Origin of the sequence: Formosa agariphila KMM 3901, from assembly GCF_000723205.1 — a bacterium.
Taxonomy (GTDB): domain Bacteria; phylum Bacteroidota; class Bacteroidia; order Flavobacteriales; family Flavobacteriaceae; genus Formosa; species Formosa agariphila.
This window is the reverse complement of sequence record NZ_HG315671.1, coordinates 397,788-417,328: the sequence shown is the minus strand read 5'-3', so window position 1 is coordinate 417,328 and position 19,541 is coordinate 397,788. Positions and strand designations below refer to the sequence as shown.

The 19,541-nt window shown below is 34.7% G+C and carries 11 protein-coding genes; 1 reads left to right on the top strand and 10 read right to left on the bottom strand.

Annotated elements, in window-relative coordinates:
* The first annotated feature begins 191 nt into the window (after positions 1–191).
* A complete protein-coding gene (locus BN863_RS01690) occupies positions 192–3,017 on the top strand; it encodes a TonB-dependent receptor (RefSeq protein ID WP_038526704.1) in 2,826 nt (941 codons plus the stop codon).
* 104 nt (positions 3,018–3,121) lie between these two features.
* Here BN863_RS01690 and BN863_RS01685 read toward each other — a convergent pair whose 3' ends face one another.
* From BN863_RS01685 to gltB, 10 genes are all read right to left on the bottom strand, one after another.
* Complete coding sequence (locus tag BN863_RS01685) at positions 3,122–5,350, bottom strand: DUF7133 domain-containing protein (RefSeq protein WP_038526701.1); 2,229 nt, start codon at positions 5,348–5,350, stop codon at positions 3,122–3,124.
* Positions 5,351–5,486: 136 nt separating this feature from the next.
* On the bottom strand, positions 5,487–5,717 hold the full coding sequence (locus tag BN863_RS01680) for a c-type cytochrome (RefSeq protein WP_148304553.1): 231 nt from the start codon (positions 5,715–5,717) through the stop codon (positions 5,487–5,489).
* On the bottom strand, positions 5,689–5,874 hold the full coding sequence (locus BN863_RS01675; RefSeq protein ID WP_148304552.1) for a hypothetical protein: 186 nt from the start codon (positions 5,872–5,874) through the stop codon (positions 5,689–5,691). Before BN863_RS01675 ends, BN863_RS01680 begins: the two co-directional genes overlap by 29 nt.
* Before the next feature lie 306 nt (positions 5,875–6,180).
* Positions 6,181–7,446 (bottom strand): threonine ammonia-lyase IlvA, encoded by a 1,266-nt coding sequence (gene ilvA / locus BN863_RS01670; RefSeq protein ID WP_038526693.1) that lies wholly within the window; start codon positions 7,444–7,446, stop codon positions 6,181–6,183.
* Between the two features lie 31 nt (positions 7,447–7,477).
* Complete coding sequence (ilvC, locus tag BN863_RS01665; protein WP_038526690.1) at positions 7,478–8,956, bottom strand: ketol-acid reductoisomerase; 1,479 nt, start codon at positions 8,954–8,956, stop codon at positions 7,478–7,480.
* Between the two features lie 10 nt (positions 8,957–8,966).
* Positions 8,967–9,494 (bottom strand): acetolactate synthase small subunit, encoded by a 528-nt coding sequence (gene ilvN / locus BN863_RS01660; protein ID WP_038526687.1) that lies wholly within the window; start codon positions 9,492–9,494, stop codon positions 8,967–8,969.
* A gap of 2 nt (positions 9,495–9,496) precedes the next feature.
* Complete coding sequence (gene ilvB / locus BN863_RS01655; protein WP_038526684.1) at positions 9,497–11,230, bottom strand: biosynthetic-type acetolactate synthase large subunit; 1,734 nt, start codon at positions 11,228–11,230, stop codon at positions 9,497–9,499.
* Positions 11,231–11,239: 9 nt separating this feature from the next.
* Complete coding sequence (gene ilvD / locus BN863_RS01650; protein WP_038526681.1) at positions 11,240–12,925, bottom strand: dihydroxy-acid dehydratase; 1,686 nt, start codon at positions 12,923–12,925, stop codon at positions 11,240–11,242.
* A gap of 515 nt (positions 12,926–13,440) precedes the next feature.
* The gene (locus BN863_RS01645; RefSeq protein ID WP_038526678.1) at positions 13,441–14,907 is read right to left on the bottom strand and encodes a glutamate synthase subunit beta; all 1,467 of its coding nucleotides are present in this window, start codon (positions 14,905–14,907) and stop codon (positions 13,441–13,443) included.
* A 5-nt stretch (positions 14,908–14,912) separates the two neighbouring features.
* Positions 14,913–19,418, bottom strand: coding sequence for a glutamate synthase large subunit (gltB, locus tag BN863_RS01640; protein WP_197539164.1), 4,506 nt, complete (start codon positions 19,416–19,418; stop codon positions 14,913–14,915).
* Positions 19,419–19,541 lie beyond the last annotated feature (123 nt).

Here is a 19,541-nt window from a genome sequence, read left to right as displayed (position 1 = left end):
CATGCAAAATACACTTTATTTATGAATTTAAAATTTTAGATTCGTAAAAATTAAGAATGTGTCATTTACTCATCCAATTGGTCCATATTGTATGAATTCTTTCAGTGTGTTTTAGTACACAGAAATCATCTGTAATTTTATAATTTTGCATTCAATTTTTCAAACAAAATAACTTTTCACCACTTTAACCTATGAATTTAATTAAAAGCTTAATTGCTTTCTTATTCCTTACCCAATCGTTTATAATTCACTCCCAATCGTCTATAAGCGGTACACTTTCAGACCAGAATAATCAACCCATAGAAGGCGGTACAATAAGCCTAAGTAGCCAATCTAATCGTTACACCATTTCTGGACCTAAAGGAGAATTTAATTTTACCAATATTCCTTTTGGCGAATACACTATTAATATTTCTCATTTAGGTTTTAAACCCATTTCTGAACGTATTAAAATTGATAAAGACAACATGACATTGTCTTACTTTTTAGACACCGATTTACTTAATTTACATACAGTAGTGCTTACGGGAAATTTCTCACCTAAAGCACAATTAGAATCTAGCACTTCTGTAAGCACACTCAATAGCGAACACATACAACAAGTATATCCACGAGGTACAGCTAATTTACTAGAAAACATTCCCGGAACGTTTACAGATGCCTCTGCAGGCGAGGTATTTACTAAAGTGTATACACGGGGAATTTCGGCTGCAGCCGAAGACGACATGGGATGGTATTACGTGTCTTTACAAGAAGACGGTCTTCCTGTTAGTCTAGTGCAACATTCGTATTATAGCCCAGATATTTTTAATCGGGTAGATTTAACCACGGGTAAAGTTGAGGCTTTACGCGGCGGAACCGCTTCTATAATTGCTATGAACGCGCCAGGAGGGGTTTACAATTTTATATCTAAAAACAATTCTTCTGAAGGTTTAAACGGCGAAGTTCAACTGCAAACAGGTATTCAAGGCGACGGCAATATGATGTATAGAGCAGATGCTGTTATAGGTGGCGCCTTGGGTAATAACTGGTTTTTTAATGCTGGTGGACACTACAGACATGATGATGGCGCAAGAAATACAGATTTTACATTTAGTAAAGGTGGGCAATTTAAATTTGATGTTACCAAAGAAACTTCTCGAGGCTATTTTAAACTTTACGGAAAATATCTTAACGATTACACTAACAGGTATAATGGTGTAGCTGCCACGAATTGGGATAATCCAACAGCGGCTTTTGGACAGAATTTTCATAATACAGCCTTGTTAATGCCAAGTTTTAACGCAAATATTCCAGATGGACGCACTTTGTCTGAAGGTGGAACAAATAGCTTCAATCCTGCAAATGGAGTACATGCTAAAGATTTAGCGTTTGGATTCGATTTTTCTCAAAACCTAGGAAACGATTGGTCCATTAAAAATAATATGAAGTTTTCTTCAAAAAACGCAAATTGGCAAACGGCAATAAGTAATGCATTTGTATCTATTAGCGACCCTACTGCTTATTATTTAGTAAGTAACGGAAATCCTTTTCCTGTTGGACAAATAGTATTTAGAGAAGCAAATTCTGGAACAGAATTAGCACGCATAGATAATAGCGGAATTTTTAGCGGTGAAGCTTCTCAATATTTAACAGATGGCACATTACCCAACGATGCTATTATGGGTACATCTACCTGGTATAAGGATAATGATGCAGATGAATTTATGCAGCAATTAACATTAAATAAATCTTGGGACACACACGATTTAAACTTTGGTTTTGCAACAGGATTTTCAGATACTTCGGTATTTACACAAGGAAGTTTTGCCTTTTCTACCTACGAAAACAGTCCGCAAATGCTACAGGTTACATTAGAAAATCCAGGAGAGCCTGTAATAGCTCTATCAGACGAATTTGGAGTGAGTAATTACGGTGGTTTATTCTTTACAAATAGTCGCGCTAAAATTAGTCAGGTTGCCGCTTTCGCAAACGACCAATGGGAAATCTCAGACAGAATACAACTTGATTTAGGATTACGTTTTGAATCGATTAATCACAACGGAAGTAATGATAGCTATGCGCCTTTTACTCAAAGCGGAGGATTAGATCTAGATGAAACCACTGCTTACGACAATAACATTTTAGCACCTACTGGAGAGATTCATGAGTTTGATTACACCTATAATTACTTATCGTATTCTTTCGGATTAAATTATAAATTAACGCGTGATGCATCTTTATTCGGACGTGTATCTAAAGGAAATAAAGCTCCGGAATTAAATTATTATTTTAATAATTTTTCTAACGTACCAATCAATCAAGCCGGTGAAATTCAACAAATCAATCAAGTCGAGATTGGGGTAAAATCTATACTTAAAGACTTTTCGTTTACAACAACTTTATTTTGGAGCGAATTAAATAATATCGGTATTTCTAACTTCGAGTTTGATGGCGACACAGGTAGTATTTTCTATACTCCAATGCAATTTAACACGTCTAGAACTTTAGGTTTAGAATGGGAATCTATCTACACCCCATTCCAGAACATTGCATTTAGATTTAATGGAATTATTCAAAATCCGAAAGCAACTGATTGGACCATTTACGATGCTTCTGGCACGGTTGACACTGCCGATGATAGCATTGTAGACTACTCAGGAAACACTTTGCCTTTTAACCCAAAAGTCATGTTTAACCTAGCTATTGAATATAATAAAAATAGAGTATCTTCATTCTTAAAATGGCGATATACAGGAACACGTGAAGCTAACGTAGGTAATGCTTTTCAATTAGATGCTTTTAGTGTTTTTGATGCTGGCTTAGGGTATAAAATAACCAACAATTTAAGTGCAAACCTGCTAGTAACAAATCTTTTTAACTCAGATGGTTTAGCTAATTTTATGGGAGCTAATTCTTTTGGAGCCAATGCCAACGGCGTAACATCAGAATATATAGATAACAATCCGAATGCTAGTTTTATTGTTATTCCTATTTTACCACGAGCTAGTTTACTTCAATTAAATTACACCTTTTAGTCATTTAATTCTTATTTAAACACACACAACTAGACTTGATAAATCAAAAAAGGTTGGAGATAAAATCTCCAACCTTTTTTTTCTCGCTATAAAAATCAATCTACTTACTCGTTGTATAATTCTTCTATAGTCCAATAATCTTCTCGTCCTTTAGATTCTTCTCTAGCAGCTCTTACTACTTTTCTATGCACAGAGCTTTCATCGTTCATAGCTCTTACATAACTTAACACATCTGCAATCCATTGATCACTATTAGAGTTAAGCGGCATCATAATACCGTATTCAACACCTTCAATAGAGCCAATAAGTCCATTTATTAAAATCTTACTTAATTTTTTCTGATCTCCAATAACACGTTCGCTACCAATTAAAGATGGCGCAATTAACGTCCCGTCTTCTGTAGCTACTCCTTTTAAATCTGCCCCGTGACACGTAATACATAATTGCTTATACGCATCGTAACCTTTATAAATTCCTTTTTTCTCATTTACATGTCTATTAGCAATTCTTTTTTTCAAGGTTTCAAGCTGAGAATCGTCTTTCTTTAAACTCTCTTTAACCGAATGCGACACTATTTCGTGATTACTATATTTATCGTTAATAGCATTTAATAAGGCTGTTGCTTTATCATCTTTACTATATCTTAAACTTAACGCCAATTGATTAACAACATCGACATTAGCATCTGAAACCAAATTTTCTAACACTGAAAGAAAACTAGTATCTCCAGCTTTCAAGAAGTTTTCACTTAATCTAATTGCCGTAACTCTTACTCTTGGATCGGTATCGGTTAACTTTTCTGTAATTAAAGTTTTATCGACATCTCCTAATCCTTCTAAAGTCCAAAGTGCAGTTACGCGTTCAATTCCAAAATCTTTATCTGCATTAAACAAACCATCAAAAAAGGATTCGTTATCTCTAGCTAACGCTTGCAACTCTGGGATAACCGTTTTATCATCTTTTAAAATGATTAATTTCTGAGCCGTATTTCTATACCAACCATTAGGATGTCCTAAATACACGATAAGGTCTGCAGCGCTTTTTCCAATTAGGTTAGGCTTCCCATCGGGCTCTATATCTTCATGTACAATACGATAAATACGTCCTTTCCCAATATTTTTATCTAAACCTTTACGTTCGATTACCGGACGAATGGCACTTCCTTTTTTAGTCCAATTACTCTCTTGAATAATTCCACGGTACATATCTACAATGTATAACGCACCATCTGGTCCTGTTTTAGCTTGTGTAGGTCTAAAATTTAAATCTGTAGACGCCATAAATTCTGCTTGATCGTAAGCATTATATAATACACGCTTTCCATTTTCAACCTTAACTTTAGCACGACGAATTAAACGACCAACGGGCTCTGGAATAAACAAATCACCATAGGTTGAAGGCGGTAATTTATGTCCTCTAAAAATTTCTTGACCCGCAACACCCGTAAAATGATTTAATGTATTATCTGGTCTTAATCGTTTTGGTCCTCCTTGAACATCTGGAGTTCCAACAATTGGCCATGGTTCCATAAAACCTTCAGAAAGTCTTCCTTTAGGATTAAAATCGCCATACACTGCAGGCTGCTGGAAGCCATACGCTGGGTTTTCGCTACCCGCAGAAGAGTAGTACATGACACCCATATCGTCTTGCGTTAAGCCCCATTGCCCAGAAGGCATATTATCTAAAGAATCTACGATAACTTCATTCTTTTTAAATTTAAAACGTACGGGATTATATGTGGTATACACCCAGTTATCTAAATTCCAGATTAATCCGCTTTGTTGATGCTCTAAATTTCCACCACGACGATCTGGATTATAATACACGCGTTCTTTTTTATCGGCTACACCATCACCATCGGTATCTTTATAACTCCATAAATCATAAGAATAGGTTTCGTTAACAATTAATTCGTTTTCTAGCGGAAGTATCATTCTTGGTAACAATAAACTATCTATAAAAACAGTACTCTTATCCATTTTACCATCACCATCTAAATCTTCTAGTAATTTAATTTTACTAATAGAACGGTTGGTTCCTGTACCATCTACATCTTGCATATATGTATTCATTTCTGCTACATACATTCGTCCATCTCCATCCCAAGCCATTGTAATAGGCTCATCAATCATTGGTTCACTTGCTACAAGCTCTACTTTATATCCTTCGGGTAAGTAAAACGATTTTAAACTTTCTTCTGGAGAAAGAAAATCGGCTGCTGCTTCTTTTACTATTTCTGGTTTTTCGTAAATTTTATCGACATATTCTTTTTTCTCGCAATTGAAGAAGGTTAATACTGCAAGTGATAAAATGCTAGTTTTTATAATTTTCATTGTTTGGTTAATTAGTTTGTGGGTGATACATATTAAATAGATTACATCTTAGCTATTAACATTTTTTGAACCTCAGCTTATAGGAATTACACTGAAATTCTTAAAAGATGCTTTTAGATTATTTTAAGGCACTGATTCAAGCTACAATTTTAAACGCTTCTCCCCTTGAAACATTAGGTAAAGGTGCGATAGACACTACATAATCAGGCCAATTTTGTGGTTCTGGTTTATAAATAAGTTCAACAATTCTTTCGTATGTATAATTTCTTTCAGCGATTTCTACAAATGGAGGTCTAAGATTTTTTTTATCTTTTAAATGACAAGCAACGCAAGTGTTTTTAGCTAATAATTTGAGCTTCTGCATCATAAATTACAGCAATCTCCTCGACTGTAGCTGCTTTGGAAGCCTCTAGAACTTCTGTCTTGGTTTCTTCATAAGAAAAAGTCTCTTTTTTCTTTTCTTCTGTTCCACCACAACTCATTAGTACCACACCTGAAAGCATTGCTACTAACATATAATTCATAATTGTCATTTTTAGGCTTTTTTTTACACATCTAACCTTGATTTCATCATTAAACATAAGACCAAAATCAAATATATGTATATTAAACCTTAAGACAGTGCAGAATTTTTCAGTGAAAAAAATCACACTATTTTATACTGTTAGTTAAACGAACTTTTAAGTCTAAATAAACAAGAAATCTAGAAACACTTAAATTTTAAACATAAAAAAACCACTAGTTTTTAATGTTAAAACTAGTGGTTTTTTTATATTTAAACAGACTCAGAAATTGACATCTAAGCTGTGTGTTTTTTCAATACATTTTATTTAAACCAAAAACTGAAATAGATCTGGATTATCGTTTAAATAATCGCCATAGAATTTTCTAGATTTCATTTTCTCCATTAAAGGTATTAAATCTTTACTCGATTTTAACTCTATACCTACAACAGCCGATCCGTTTACACGATTTGTTTTTTTAGCATATTGAAAATATGTAATATCATCGTTAGGACCTAATATTTCGGCTACAAATTCTTTTAATGCACCTGCACGTTGCGGGAACTTAACTATAAAGTAATGTTTTAAATTCGTGTATAATAAAGCACGTTCTTTAATTTCTTCAGTTCGTGTAATATCGTTATTACTTCCACTAATTACACAAGCTACATTTTTACCTTTAATTTCTTCAGCATAAAAATCTAGAGCAGCAATACTTAAAGCACCTGCTGGCTCTACAACTATAGCATCTTTATTATAGAGTTCTAAAATAGTTTCGCAGATTTTACCTTCTGGAACAGTAATCATTTCGGATAAATTTTGCTTACAAATTGCAAAGGTTTTATCGCCCACTTTCTTCACTGCAGCACCATCAACAAAGTTTTCAATGCTTTTTAATTCTGTATTATATCCATTTTTTAGCGATGTTTTCATAGAAGGCGCACCTTCTGGTTCTACACCAATAATTTTAGTATCTGGAGACAATTGTTTAAATACAGTAGATAAACCGGAAGCTAATCCGCCACCTCCAACCGGAATGAATACATAATCTAAAGGTGCGTTAATCTGACTTAACATTTCTAAACCAATAGTTGCTTGTCCTTCAATAACCTTTTGATCGTCGAACGGATGAATAAACGTTTTATTTAAACGTTCACACTCCAACATTGATGCATGATAAGCATCATCGTAAGTATCGCCAACTAAAACAATGTTAGTATATTCTTCACCAAACATTTTTACTTGATCAATTTTTTGATTCGGTGTTGGCGAAGGCATAAAAATAGTTCCCTTTATTTTTAACAATTTACAAGACAGAGCCACACCTTGCGCATGATTCCCTGCACTTGCACACACAATACCGTTTTTCATTTGTTCTTCGGTTAAAGACGACATCCTATTGTATGCACCACGAATCTTATAAGAACGTACTAATTGTAAATCTTCTCGTTTAAAAAGAACATTTGCATTATAGCGTTTAGAGTATTGTAAGTTTTTAACTAAAGGCGTTAAAACAGCAACCGATTTTAAACGTTCGGCTGCTGCTTGTACTGCTTTTAAACTTGGAAAATATGTTTTGTTTTCAGTTTGCATAATTGTGTTAGGCTAACACTAAAGCATCTTATTATGCTTCAGTTTTTATTGTTTTCATTGCAGTCATTGCTGTTCTTAACGATTTTCCAATCGCTTCAATAGGATGATTCCTAATAGCATCATTTACCGCAATTAATTCAATATTATCAACCTCGTTAGATGTTGAGTAAGGCTTACCAATTACATCTGTTTTAATTCCTTTCATGAAATCTACCAACATTGGTTTTGCTGCATGATCGAATAAATAACAACCGTATTCTGCTGTATCAGAAATTACACGGTTCATTTCGTAAAGTTTCTTTCTTGCAATTGTATTTGCAATTAAAGGTAATTCGTGAAGCGATTCGTAGTAAGCTGATTCTTCAATAATTCCTGCGCTTACCATAGTTTCGAAAGCTAATTCTACACCCGATTTTACGATAGCAACCATAAGTACGCCATTATCGAAATACTCTTGGTCTGAAATTTTTTCTGACGTTAATTCTGTTTTTTCGAATGCTGTTTCTCCTGTTGCTTCTCTCCATGTTAATAAGTTAACATCGTCGTTAGCCCAGTCTTCCATCATAGTTTTAGAGAAATGACCAGAGATAATATCATCCATATGCTTTTCGAAAAGCGGACGTAAAATATCTTTTAATTCTTCAGATAATTTATAGGCTTTTATTTTAGCTGGATTCGATAAACGGTCCATCATCGTTGTAATACCACCATGCTTTAATGCTTCGGTTACAGTTTCCCAACCGTATTGAATTAATTTAGCAGCATAACCTGGCTCGATACCTTCTTCTACCATTTTGTCGAAACATAAGATAGATCCCGTTTGTAACGCTCCACATAAAATAGTTTGCTCTCCCATTAAATCACTTTTCACCTCAGCAATGAAAGACGACATTAAAACTCCTGCTCTATCTCCTCCAGTTGCAACTGCATAAGCTTTAGCCTGAGCTAAACCTTTTCCTTCTGGATCATTTTCAGGGTGTACAGCGATTAATGTTGGTACACCAAATCCTCTTTTATATTCTTCACGAACTTCTGTTCCTGGACATTTAGGAGCTACCATGATTACTGTTAAATCTTCACGTACTTGAGTACCTTCTTCAACAATATTAAAACCATGAGAGTAAGATAATGTTGCTCCTTTTTTCATTAAAGGCATAATCGTTTCTACAACATTAGTATGCTGCTTGTCTGGAGTTAAGTTTAACACCAAGTCTGCAGTTGGAATTAATTCTTCGTAAGTTCCAACAGTAAAGTTATTTTCTGAAGCATTAACGAAAGAAGCACGTTTTTCTTTAATTGCTGCTGCACGTAAAGCATAAGAAATATCTAATCCAGAATCTCTCATGTTTAACCCTTGATTTAATCCTTGTGCGCCACACCCTACAATGACGATTTTTTTACCTTTTAATGCTTCTACACCATCTTCAAATTCTGAAGATGCCATAAAACGACATTGTGATAATTGCTCTAATTGGTTTCTTAATGATAGGGTGTTAAAATAATTTGCCATTTTGTTTAAATTAATTAAATGCTACTAGCATTTGTGATATTTTCATTTCTTGTTTAGTTACTGCAATTCTTCCTGAACGTACAAATTGCATAATGCCATAGGCACTAAATTCACGATACAATTGTTCGATTTCGTTTCGTTTACCTGATTTTTCAAGTACAAAAAACTCCTTATTAACCGTTACAATTCTAGCGTTACTCTCTTTAATTATATTTTGAATTTCACGTTCTTCAAACAAAAGATCAGATCTTAATTTGAACATGCAAGATTCTTGATAGATGGTTTCTTCATCTGTATGATAGTAAGCTTTTATAACTTCAACTTGCTTTTCTATCTGACCAACAATTTTCTTTATTCTATCTTCTTCTAGTTTCACAACAATTGTAAATCTTGACACCCCTTCAATTTCTGAAATTGATGTATTTAAACTTTCAATATTAATGTGGCGACGTTGAAAAATTGCTGAAATTCGATTTAAAAGACCAATATTGTTCTCTGTGTAAATCGATATGGTATATATGTTTTTGTTATCTTCCATAATTAACTTAATCTAATGTCTGAAACTGAAGCTCCTGTTGGTATCATTGGGAATACATTATCTTCCTTCTCTACACAAACTTCTAAGAAATAAGCACCTTCGCAAGCCATCATTTCTGCTACTGCATCTGCTAATTCCTCACGTTTTGTAATTTTCTTAGCATCTATATAATATCCTTTTGCAATTGCAACAAAATCTGGGTTTGTCATTTCTGTAGAGGCATAACGCTTATCGAAGAATAACTGTTGCCATTGGCGCACCATTCCTAAAAATTCATTATTTAAAACTACAATTTTAACAGGTACTTTTTGCTGAAAAATAGTGCCTAACTCTTGAATATTCATTTGGTAACCACCATCTCCAATAATTGCCACAACATCGCGATCTGGCGCAGCCATTTTAGCTCCAATTGCTGCTGGTAAAGCAAAACCCATTGTACCTAAACCTCCAGAAGTAATATTACTTTTAGATTTGTTGAATTTGGCATAACGACATGCAATCATTTGATGTTGACCAACATCTGAAACAATAGCTGCATCTCCTTTAGTTTGTATGTTTATCTGATTTAACACCTCACCCATAGTTAACCCTTCTTTAGTTGGGTGTAAGTCGTGCTGAATTACTTTTTCGAATTCTATAGCGTATAAATCTTTGAATTTTTGATGCCAATCTGTATGCGATTTTTCATCTAAAAGCGGAATTAATTCGGTTAAACTCAGTTTAGAATTTCCAAGAACGGCAACATCTGTTTTTACATTCTTATCAATTTCAGCTGGGTCTATTTCAAAATGAATCACTTTAGCTTGCTTGGCATAAGTCTCTAAATTACCAGTAACACGATCATCGAAACGCATACCAATAGCTATTAACACATCGCACTCGTTGGTTAAAATATTTGGCGCATAATTACCATGCATACCAACCATACCTATATTTAAAGGGTGATCTGTTGGAATTGCCGATGCACCTAAAATGGTCCAAGCAGAAGGGATTCCTGCTTTTTCTATAACCGCTTTTAATTCGCGCTCTGCTTTACCAAGAATAACACCTTGCCCCCAAACAATCATAGGCTTTTTAGCACTATTAATTAAATCTGCGGCTTTTTTAACAGCGTTACTATCTATTTTACAAGCGGGTTTATAACTACGTACCGAAGTACATTTTTCATAACTAAAATCGAACTCCTCAAACTGAGCATCTTTTGTAATATCTACAAGAACTGGCCCTGGACGTCCGCTTCTAGCAATATAAAATGCTTTAGCCATAACTTCTGGAATATCTGCAGCTTTGGTAATTTGCACATTCCATTTTGTTACTGGCGTAGATATACCTACAATATCCGTCTCCTGAAAAGCATCACTCCCTAACAAGTGAGAAGCAACTTGACCAGTAATACAGACTAAAGGCGTAGAATCTATTTGAGCATCTGCGATACCTGTAATTAAATTGGTGGCTCCTGGACCAGAAGTAGCCATTGCGACCCCTACTTTTCCAGAAATTCTCGCATAACCTTGGGCTGCATGCGCAGCACCTTGTTCATGACGCGTTAAGACATGATGAATTTGATCTCTATATTTATAAAGTTCATCGTAAACTGGCATGATTGCACCTCCGGGATACCCGTAAAGTGTTTCAACACCTTCGGCTAAAAGACATTTAATGATAGCCTCACTACCTGAAATACGTACTGTTTTCTCGGTAGTTGTCTTTGTCGTTTTTACTGTTTCTGTATTCATAGTAAAAAATTAAAATTCATCAGTCACACATCCTTTTGATGCAGACGATACTGTTTTCGCATATTTATATAATACTCCGCGTTCTGCTTTCAATTTAGGAGCAACCCAATTGGCTCTTCTTTTGGCTAACAATTCTTCAGAGATTTCAATATCTATTGTATTATTTTCTGCGTCAATAAAAATAATATCACCGTTTTCTACTAAAGCAATATTTCCTCCTTCTTGAGCTTCTGGTGCAACGTGCCCCACTACAAATCCGTGAGATCCTCCAGAGAAACGTCCATCTGTAATCATTGCAACATCTTTACCTAAACCGGCACCCATAATAGATGATGTTGGTTTTAGCATTTCTGGCATTCCAGGCGCACCTTTTGGTCCTTCATAACGAATAATAATCACATCACCTTTCTTTACTTTTCCGTTTGCTATTCCTTCATTCACTTCTGTTTCACTGTTAAAAACATTTGCTGTTCCCTTAAATGAAAGTCCTTCTTTTCCTGTAATTTTTGCAACGGCACCTTCAGTCGCTAAGTTTCCGAAAAGGATACGAATATGTCCTGTTTCTTTAATTGGCGTAGCAAGTGGCTTTATAATTTGTTGTCCCTCGATTAAATTAGGAACATCTTTTAAATTTTCTGCAATGGTTTTTCCTGTTACTGTTAAACAATCGCCGTGAAGCATATCGTTTTCTAACATGTATTTTAATACCCCTGGAATACCACCAACACCATGTAAATCTTCCATAGAATATTTACCACTCGGCTTTAAATCTGCCAATAAAGGTGTCTCATCACTAATTCTTTTGAAATCTTTTAAAGTGAAATCAATTTTAGCCGCTTTAGCAATTGCTAAAAAGTGAAGTACTGCATTTGTAGAACCTCCTAAAACAGTAACTAATCTAAATGCATTTTCTAATGACTTTTTAGATACAATGTCTGAAGGCTTTATATCGTTTTCTAATAAATAACGTAAAGCTTCACCAGCTTTAACGCATTCTTTTTCTTTTAATTTATCGTCTCCAACAGCAGGTGTAGACGAGTTAAATGGTAACGACATCCCTAAAGCCTCTATTGCAGATGCCATAGTATTTGCCGTGTACATTCCACCACAAGCTCCAGCTCCTGGACACGCTTTATGTACCACTTCTTTAAACTCTGAATCGTCTATAGTTCCCGCTACTTTTTTTCCGTAAGCTTCAAAAGCAGAAATAATATCAAGCTTTTCACCTTTATGACATCCTGAAGCAATAGTACCACCATATACTAAAACAGAAGGTCTGTTTAATCGTAACATTCCCATTAAAGCACCAGGCATATTTTTATCGCAACCTACAACAGTTACAACGCCGTCGTAACTCATTCCTTCTACAACAGTTTCCACAGAATCTGCAATAATATCTCTAGAGACTAACGAAAAACGCATACCTGGAGTACCGTTAGATATTCCATCGCTAATACCAATGGTATTAAAAATTAACCCGACCATATCTGCATTTTGCGTTCCTTTTTTAACATGTTTAGCTAGGTCGTTTAGATGCATGTTACATGGGTTACCTTCGTACCCTGTACTAGCAATACCTATAAAAGGCTTCTGCAAATCCTCATCTGTTAAACCGATAGCATGCAACATGGCTTGAGCAGCAGGTAATGATGCATCTTGTGTGACTGCGTAACTATACTTTTTTAAGTTTTTCATATGTTTATAAAAGCTTTTGCTCTAATTCTATTTCCTTTGAGAGCCCTAAATTAATTTTTTGTCATTTTTTAACGAATTTAATCCGATACCTTCAGACTAAACTCATCATTATAATTACATATTCAAACAGCTTATATTCAGCATTTTAAACCCCAATATATATGATGTTCAATTTATTCTTTTTATGATAAAAAAACGACTTTTTTTCAATTTTGAGTCGAAACCCAAGTTTAACATCATTTTCATGTCATTATTTTAGAAATCTACACCTTTATTGAACGTATAAAATCACTATAAATTTTAGTGCAATATTGAAACAAAAAAGCCTTCCCGAAACAGGAAGGCTTTAATTTTATTTTATAATAAACACACTTCCATTAACATTGCGAGCGAATCACAACGACATTAATAGAAATAATATTTACTAGGATGTTTTTCATATGTGTTTCAAATATCTAAATTCTTAGATTAACAACCTATAAAAAACGAAATTATTTAACAATTTTATTCCGAATTTAAACACGAGGTAAATCAATACCAGTTTTAAGAGGTAAATTAGATTCACCCATTAAATACTTATCTACGTGATAAGCCGCCTGTCTTCCTTCTGAAATTGCCCAAACAATTAACGACTGTCCACGACGCATATCTCCAGCTACAAAAACACCTGGCACGTTAGACATATAATCGTTAGTATCGGCTTTAATATTGGTTCTAAAATCCATTTCTAAACCTAATTGTTCTGGAAGTGTTTTTTCTGCACCTGTAAACCCTAAAGCCAATAATGCTAAATCACAATCCCAAGTTTTTTCGGTTCCTGGAAGTTCTTTTAATTGCGGACGCTCGCCTGGTTTAAAAATCCATTCTACCTCAGCAGTAACTAATCCTTTTAAATTACCATTTTCATCGCCCAAAAATTCTTTAGTTGAAATACTAAAGAAACGCTCTACACCTTCTTTATGAGATGTACTTGTACGTAATTTCATTGGCCAATAAGGCCATGGCTGATGTGCTGGTCTTCCTTCTGAAGGCTTATCTAAGATTTCAAAATTGGTTACAGATTTTGCACCATGACGATTAGAAGTTCCAATACAGTCTGATCCCGTATCTCCACCACCAATAACAATAACATGTTTATCTGTAGCCATGATTTCGTTTTCAAACTCTTTGGTACCGCTTACACGCTTGTTGTTTTGCTTAAGAAAATCCATAGCTTGAACCACACCATTTAATTCAGCTCCCGGAATTGGCATACCACGTCTTACCGTTGCACCACCACATAACACCACTGCATCGAAGTCTTTTTTAAGTTGTTCTGCATCTACATTTTCACCAACATGAGCATTGGTTTTAAACACAATACCTTCTTCCTCCATGACTTGAATACGACGATCAATGATTTGTTTTTCCAATTTAAAATCTGGAATTCCGTATCGTAATAAACCACCAACTTTATCGTCTCTTTCAAAAAGTGTCACCAAATGTCCTGCGCGATTTAATTGCTGAGCAGCCGCTAAACCTGAAGGTCCACCACCAATAACCGCCACTTTTTTACCAGTACGTGTTTTTGGCGGATGCGCAACAACCCAACCTTCTTTAAAGGCTGTTTCAACTATTTGTTTTTCAATATTCTCGATAGTTACAGGATCTTCATTTATACCCAACACACATGCTTCTTCACATGGTGCAGGACATAATCTACCTGTAAATTCTGGAAAATTATTTGTAGAGTGTAAAATCGCCGCAGCTTCTTTCCACTTTCCTTTATATACTTTATCGTTAAAATCTGGAATTAAATTACCAAGTGGGCAACCACTATGACAAAATGGAATTCCACAATCCATACAACGCGCACCTTGATCTTTGATATGAGGTTCAGACAAAGGAATTGTAAATTCCTTATAATCTTTAATACGATCTTCAACTGGTTCGTACCCTTCAACTTCACGTTTATATTCTAAAAATCCTGTTATTTTTCCCATAATATCTATTGCGTTACAAGGTTTTCTTGTTCTAATTTAATTAAAGCTTGCTTATATTCTTCTGGTAAAACCTTGATAAACTTAGGCAAGTATTGTTCCCATTGTTCTAAAATACGTTGTGCTAACGGACTTAAAGTTGCGTTATAATGATTTGTAATTAACGTTTTTAATAAAGTAATGTCTTCATCTAAAACTACAGGGTCTAAGTTAAGTGCTTCAGAATTACAGTTATTTCTAAATGTACCTTTAGCATCTAATACGAAAGCAATTCCACCACTCATACCTGCTCCAAAGTTTCTTCCAACTTCACCAAGTACAACTGCAACACCACCTGTCATGTACTCACAACCGTGATCTCCAATACCTTCAACAACCGCTTGAGCTCCCGAGTTTCTAACACAGAAACGCTCTCCTGCTTTACCATTAATATAAACCTCTCCAGATGTTGCTCCGTATAAGGTTACGTTTCCAGTAATTACATTGTCTTCAGGAACTATTGTTGCTTTTTCAGGAACCTTAATTATTAATTTAGCTCCAGATAATCCTTTCCCTAAATAATCATTCGTGTTTCCATTAACAATCATAGTTAATCCTTTTGTTGAGAATGCTCCAAAACTCTGTCCTGCCGAACCTGTAAAATTTAAGTTAAGTGTATTTTCTGGTAACCCTTGAGCCCCATAAATTTTAGAAATTTCGTTACTCAATACAGCACCAACCGCACGGTCTATATTTGTAATATCGAAATCTAAATATGTTTTCTCTTTACGGAATAACGCCGGGTGTGCTTGATTAATAATATCGAAGTCTAAATGCACATCTAAATTATGCTCTTGCTTCTCTGTATTATATAATTTTACGTAAGGTTCTGTTTTTACTCTATGTAATATTGGCGTTAAATCGATTCCTGAAGCTTTATAATGTTCGATAGCTCTGTTACGATCTAATTTTTGAGATTGTCCAACCATTTCATTAATAGTTCTAAATCCTAATTGTGCCATAATTTCACGTAATTCTTGTGCTACAAAATACATGTAGTTAACAACGTGCTCTGGCTTCCCTTTGAATTTCTTACGTAATTCTGGGTTTTGAGTTGCAATTCCAACAGGACATGTATTTAAGTGACACACACGCATCATAATACAACCTGAAGCAACTAAAGGTGCTGTTGCGAAACCAAATTCTTCAGCTCCTAATAAACATGCTACAGCAACATCACGACCTGTTTTTAACTGACCATCACATTCTAAAACGATACGGTTCCTTAAGTCGTTCATTACTAAAGTTTGCTGTGCTTCGGCAATACCTAATTCCCATGGTAAACCACAGTGTTTTAATGATGTTAATGGAGATGCTCCTGTTCCACCATCGAAACCTGACACTAAAATAACATCGGCTTTTGCTTTTGCAACACCGGCTGCTACTGTTCCAACACCAACTTCAGATACAAGTTTTACGTTTACTCTAGCTTCTCTGTTAGCCGATTTTAAATCGTAAATTAACTGAGATAAATCTTCAATTGAATAAATATCGTGATGTGGTGGTGGCGAAATTAATCCTACATAAGGAGTAGAATTACGTGTTTTTGCTATTGAAGGATTCACTTTTGGCCCAGGTAATTGCCCACCTTCTCCAGGCTTCGCTCCTTGCGCCATTTTAATCTGAATCTCTTTTGCACTTGTTAAGTAATTAGAAGTTACTCCAAAACGCCCTGAAGCGACTTGCTTAATTGCACTGTTTTTCCAATCTCCATCAGGATCTTTGTAAAAACGTTCTTGATCTTCTCCACCTTCACCAGAATTACTTTTTCCACCAATACGGTTCATTGCAATGGCTAAATTCTCGTGTGCTTCTTTACTAATAGATCCGTAAGACATCGCTCCCGTTTTAAAACGTTTTACGATTTCTGTCCAAGGCTCTACTTCTTCTATTGAAATTGGATCGTAGTTTGTAAATTCAAATAAACCACGAATCGTCATTAAATCTTTTGACTGATTATTTACAAGTTCTGCATATTCTTTATACGTAGACTTCTTATTAGTACGAACAGACTCTTGTAATTTAGCAATAGTTAACGGGTTAAATAAATGCTTTTCTCCGTTACGTCTCCATCTGTATTGTCCACCAATTTCTAAATCTAAATTAGCATCGATATCACGAACTGAATATGCAAATTTATGACGTTCAGAAATTTCTTTTTCAATTTCATTTAAACCAATACCTTGAATACGCGTTGCTGTTGTTGGAAAGTACTTTTCTACAACTTTAGTATTAATACCAATACATTCGAAAAGTTGAGACCCGCGATAAGAATTTAAGGTAGAGATACCAATTTTGTTCATCACCTTTAAAATTCCTTTTCCTACAGCGATATTATAATTAGAAATAGCTTCTTCGAATTCTAATCCTGTAAGATCTTGAGATTCTAATTGTTTTTCAACAATTTCGTTAACCATATATGGGTTAATTGCACTTGCACCATAACCAAATAACAGGGCAAAATGATGCACTTCACGAGGTTCTGCAGACTCTATAATTAAACTAATTTGAGAACGCTTTCCACGCTTATATAAAGCATGATTAACATAAGAACATGCTAATAATGCAGGAATTGGCGCCTTATCTTTACTTACATTTCTATCTGAAAGAATAATAATATTGGTTCCAGAATCAATCGCCTTTTCTGCTGTATCTACAATAGCTTCTAAACGATCTTCTAATCCGTTAACTCCCTTAGTTACATCATACAATATTGCAATAGATGTAACTTGATAGTCTGGACTTTTATCGTGATTTTTTATTTTATCTAAATCCTGCTTAGAAATTACAGGGTTCTGAATTTTTAATTTACGACAGTGAAATTCGTTGATTTCAAAAATATTAGTATCACTACCTAATGTTAAACTAATGTCTGTAATTAACTCTTCACGAATACCATCTAACGGTGGGTTTGTTACTTGAGCAAACAACTGCTTAAAGTAGTTATATATTAATTGTGGACGCTCAGACAAAATAGCAATTGGTGTATCGCTACCCATAGAACCTATTGGTTCTTTACCACCTTGTGCCATTGGCAAAATAATGGTATTTAAATCTTCCTGAGTATATCCAAATACACTTTGTCTTACAACTAGATCTTCTTCTTCGTGAGTAATAGGCTCATCACTATAAGGAATATCTTTTAAGTGAATTAAGTTTTTATCTAACCATTTTCTATACGGATGCTGCGTTGCAATTTTCTCTTTAATTTCTTCATCGTTAATAATACGACCTTCGTCCATATTAACTAAAAACATTTTTCCTGGCTCTAAACGACCGTGGAATTTAATATTTTCTGGCTTGATATCTACAACCCCTGTTTCTGAAGACATAATTACAAAATCATCTTTTGTAACCGTGTAACGAGACGGACGTAAACCATTTCTATCTAATACAGCTCCAATATAACTTCCATCGGTAAACGGAATAGATGCAGGACCATCCCATGGTTCCATTAAACACGAGTTAAATTCGTAGAATGCTTTTTTAGCATCAGACATGGTGTTGTTTTTCTCCCATGCTTCTGGCACTAACATCATCATAACTTCAGGCAAAGAACGTCCTGTCATTAACAACAATTCTACAACCATATCCATAGAAGCAGAATCCGACTTACCTCTTAGTATTGTAGGAATTACACGTTTAATATCGTCTCCAAACCAATCGCTTTTCATGATTTCTTCACGAGAAAACATACGCGATACATTTCCTCTTAATGTGTTAATTTCACCATTATGACACATATAACGGAAAGGCTGAGCTAAATCCCATGTTGGGAATGTGTTTGTTGAGAAACGTTGGTGTACTAAAGCCAGTTTAGCATCTAAAAGTGGGTTTAATAAATCTAAATAGTATTCTTTGATATCTTCAGGAACTAATAATCCCTTGTATATAATAGTTTTGGTTGATAAACTTGGAAAATAGAAAAATGAAGATTCAGATAATTTTGAGTTATATACTGCATGCTCAGCAATTTTACGTGCTGAAAACAATTTAAGATTGAATTCAAACTCAGATTGCTCTGGATGACTTTTACCTACAAATACTTGCTTAATAAAAGGCTCACTTGCTGCTGCAATTTTACCAATCACTTTATTATTAACCGGAGCATTTCTCCACCCTAATAATGTAAGTCCCTGTTCTGCAATACATTTTTCGAACGTATCGACACAGAATTTACGTTGGTTATCTTTTTTAGGTAAGAACATATTACTTACCGCATACTCTCCACGAGCAGGCAATTCAAAATCACAATACTTTACAAAGAAGTCATGAGGGATATCAATTAAAATACCAGCTCCATCCCCTGTTTTACCATCGGCACTTACAGCTCCCCTGTGCTCTAACTTTACTAATATCTCAAGTGCTTTATGGATAATATCGTTAGATCTACTTCCGGTTAAACTACATATAAATCCCGCACCACAATTGTCGTGTTCAAATTCTGGCAAATACAGCCCCTGTTTCTTCAACATAATCATTAATATTTTAGTTAATTTTTGCTACTAGCAAGCACTAATATAGTAGTATACTTTTTACCATAATAATTGGCATTAAACTTTTATGACATTATAGGTATACTTAAACTTTTATTTTCT

Excerpts from the sequence above, each read along its gene's own strand:
- BN863_RS01690 (WP_038526704.1), top strand. The coding sequence starts at position 192 with ATGAATTTAATTAAAAGCTTAATTGCTTTCTTATTCCTTACCCAATCG.
- BN863_RS01685 (WP_038526701.1), bottom strand. The coding sequence starts at position 5,350 with ATGAAAATTATAAAAACTAGCATTTTATCACTTGCAGTATTAACCTTC.
- BN863_RS01680 (WP_148304553.1), bottom strand. The coding sequence starts at position 5,717 with ATGATGCAGAAGCTCAAATTATTAGCTAAAAACACTTGCGTTGCTTGT.
- BN863_RS01675 (WP_148304552.1), bottom strand. The coding sequence starts at position 5,874 with ATGAATTATATGTTAGTAGCAATGCTTTCAGGTGTGGTACTAATGAGT.
- ilvA (WP_038526693.1), bottom strand. The coding sequence starts at position 7,446 with ATGCAAACTGAAAACAAAACATATTTTCCAAGTTTAAAAGCAGTACAA.
- ilvC (WP_038526690.1), bottom strand. The coding sequence starts at position 8,956 with ATGGCAAATTATTTTAACACCCTATCATTAAGAAACCAATTAGAGCAA.
- ilvN (WP_038526687.1), bottom strand. The coding sequence starts at position 9,494 with ATGGAAGATAACAAAAACATATATACCATATCGATTTACACAGAGAAC.
- ilvB (WP_038526684.1), bottom strand. The coding sequence starts at position 11,230 with ATGAATACAGAAACAGTAAAAACGACAAAGACAACTACCGAGAAAACA.
- ilvD (WP_038526681.1), bottom strand. The coding sequence starts at position 12,925 with ATGAAAAACTTAAAAAAGTATAGTTACGCAGTCACACAAGATGCATCA.
- BN863_RS01645 (WP_038526678.1), bottom strand. The coding sequence starts at position 14,907 with ATGGGAAAAATAACAGGATTTTTAGAATATAAACGTGAAGTTGAAGGG.
- gltB (WP_197539164.1), bottom strand. The coding sequence starts at position 19,418 with ATGTTGAAGAAACAGGGGCTGTATTTGCCAGAATTTGAACACGACAAT.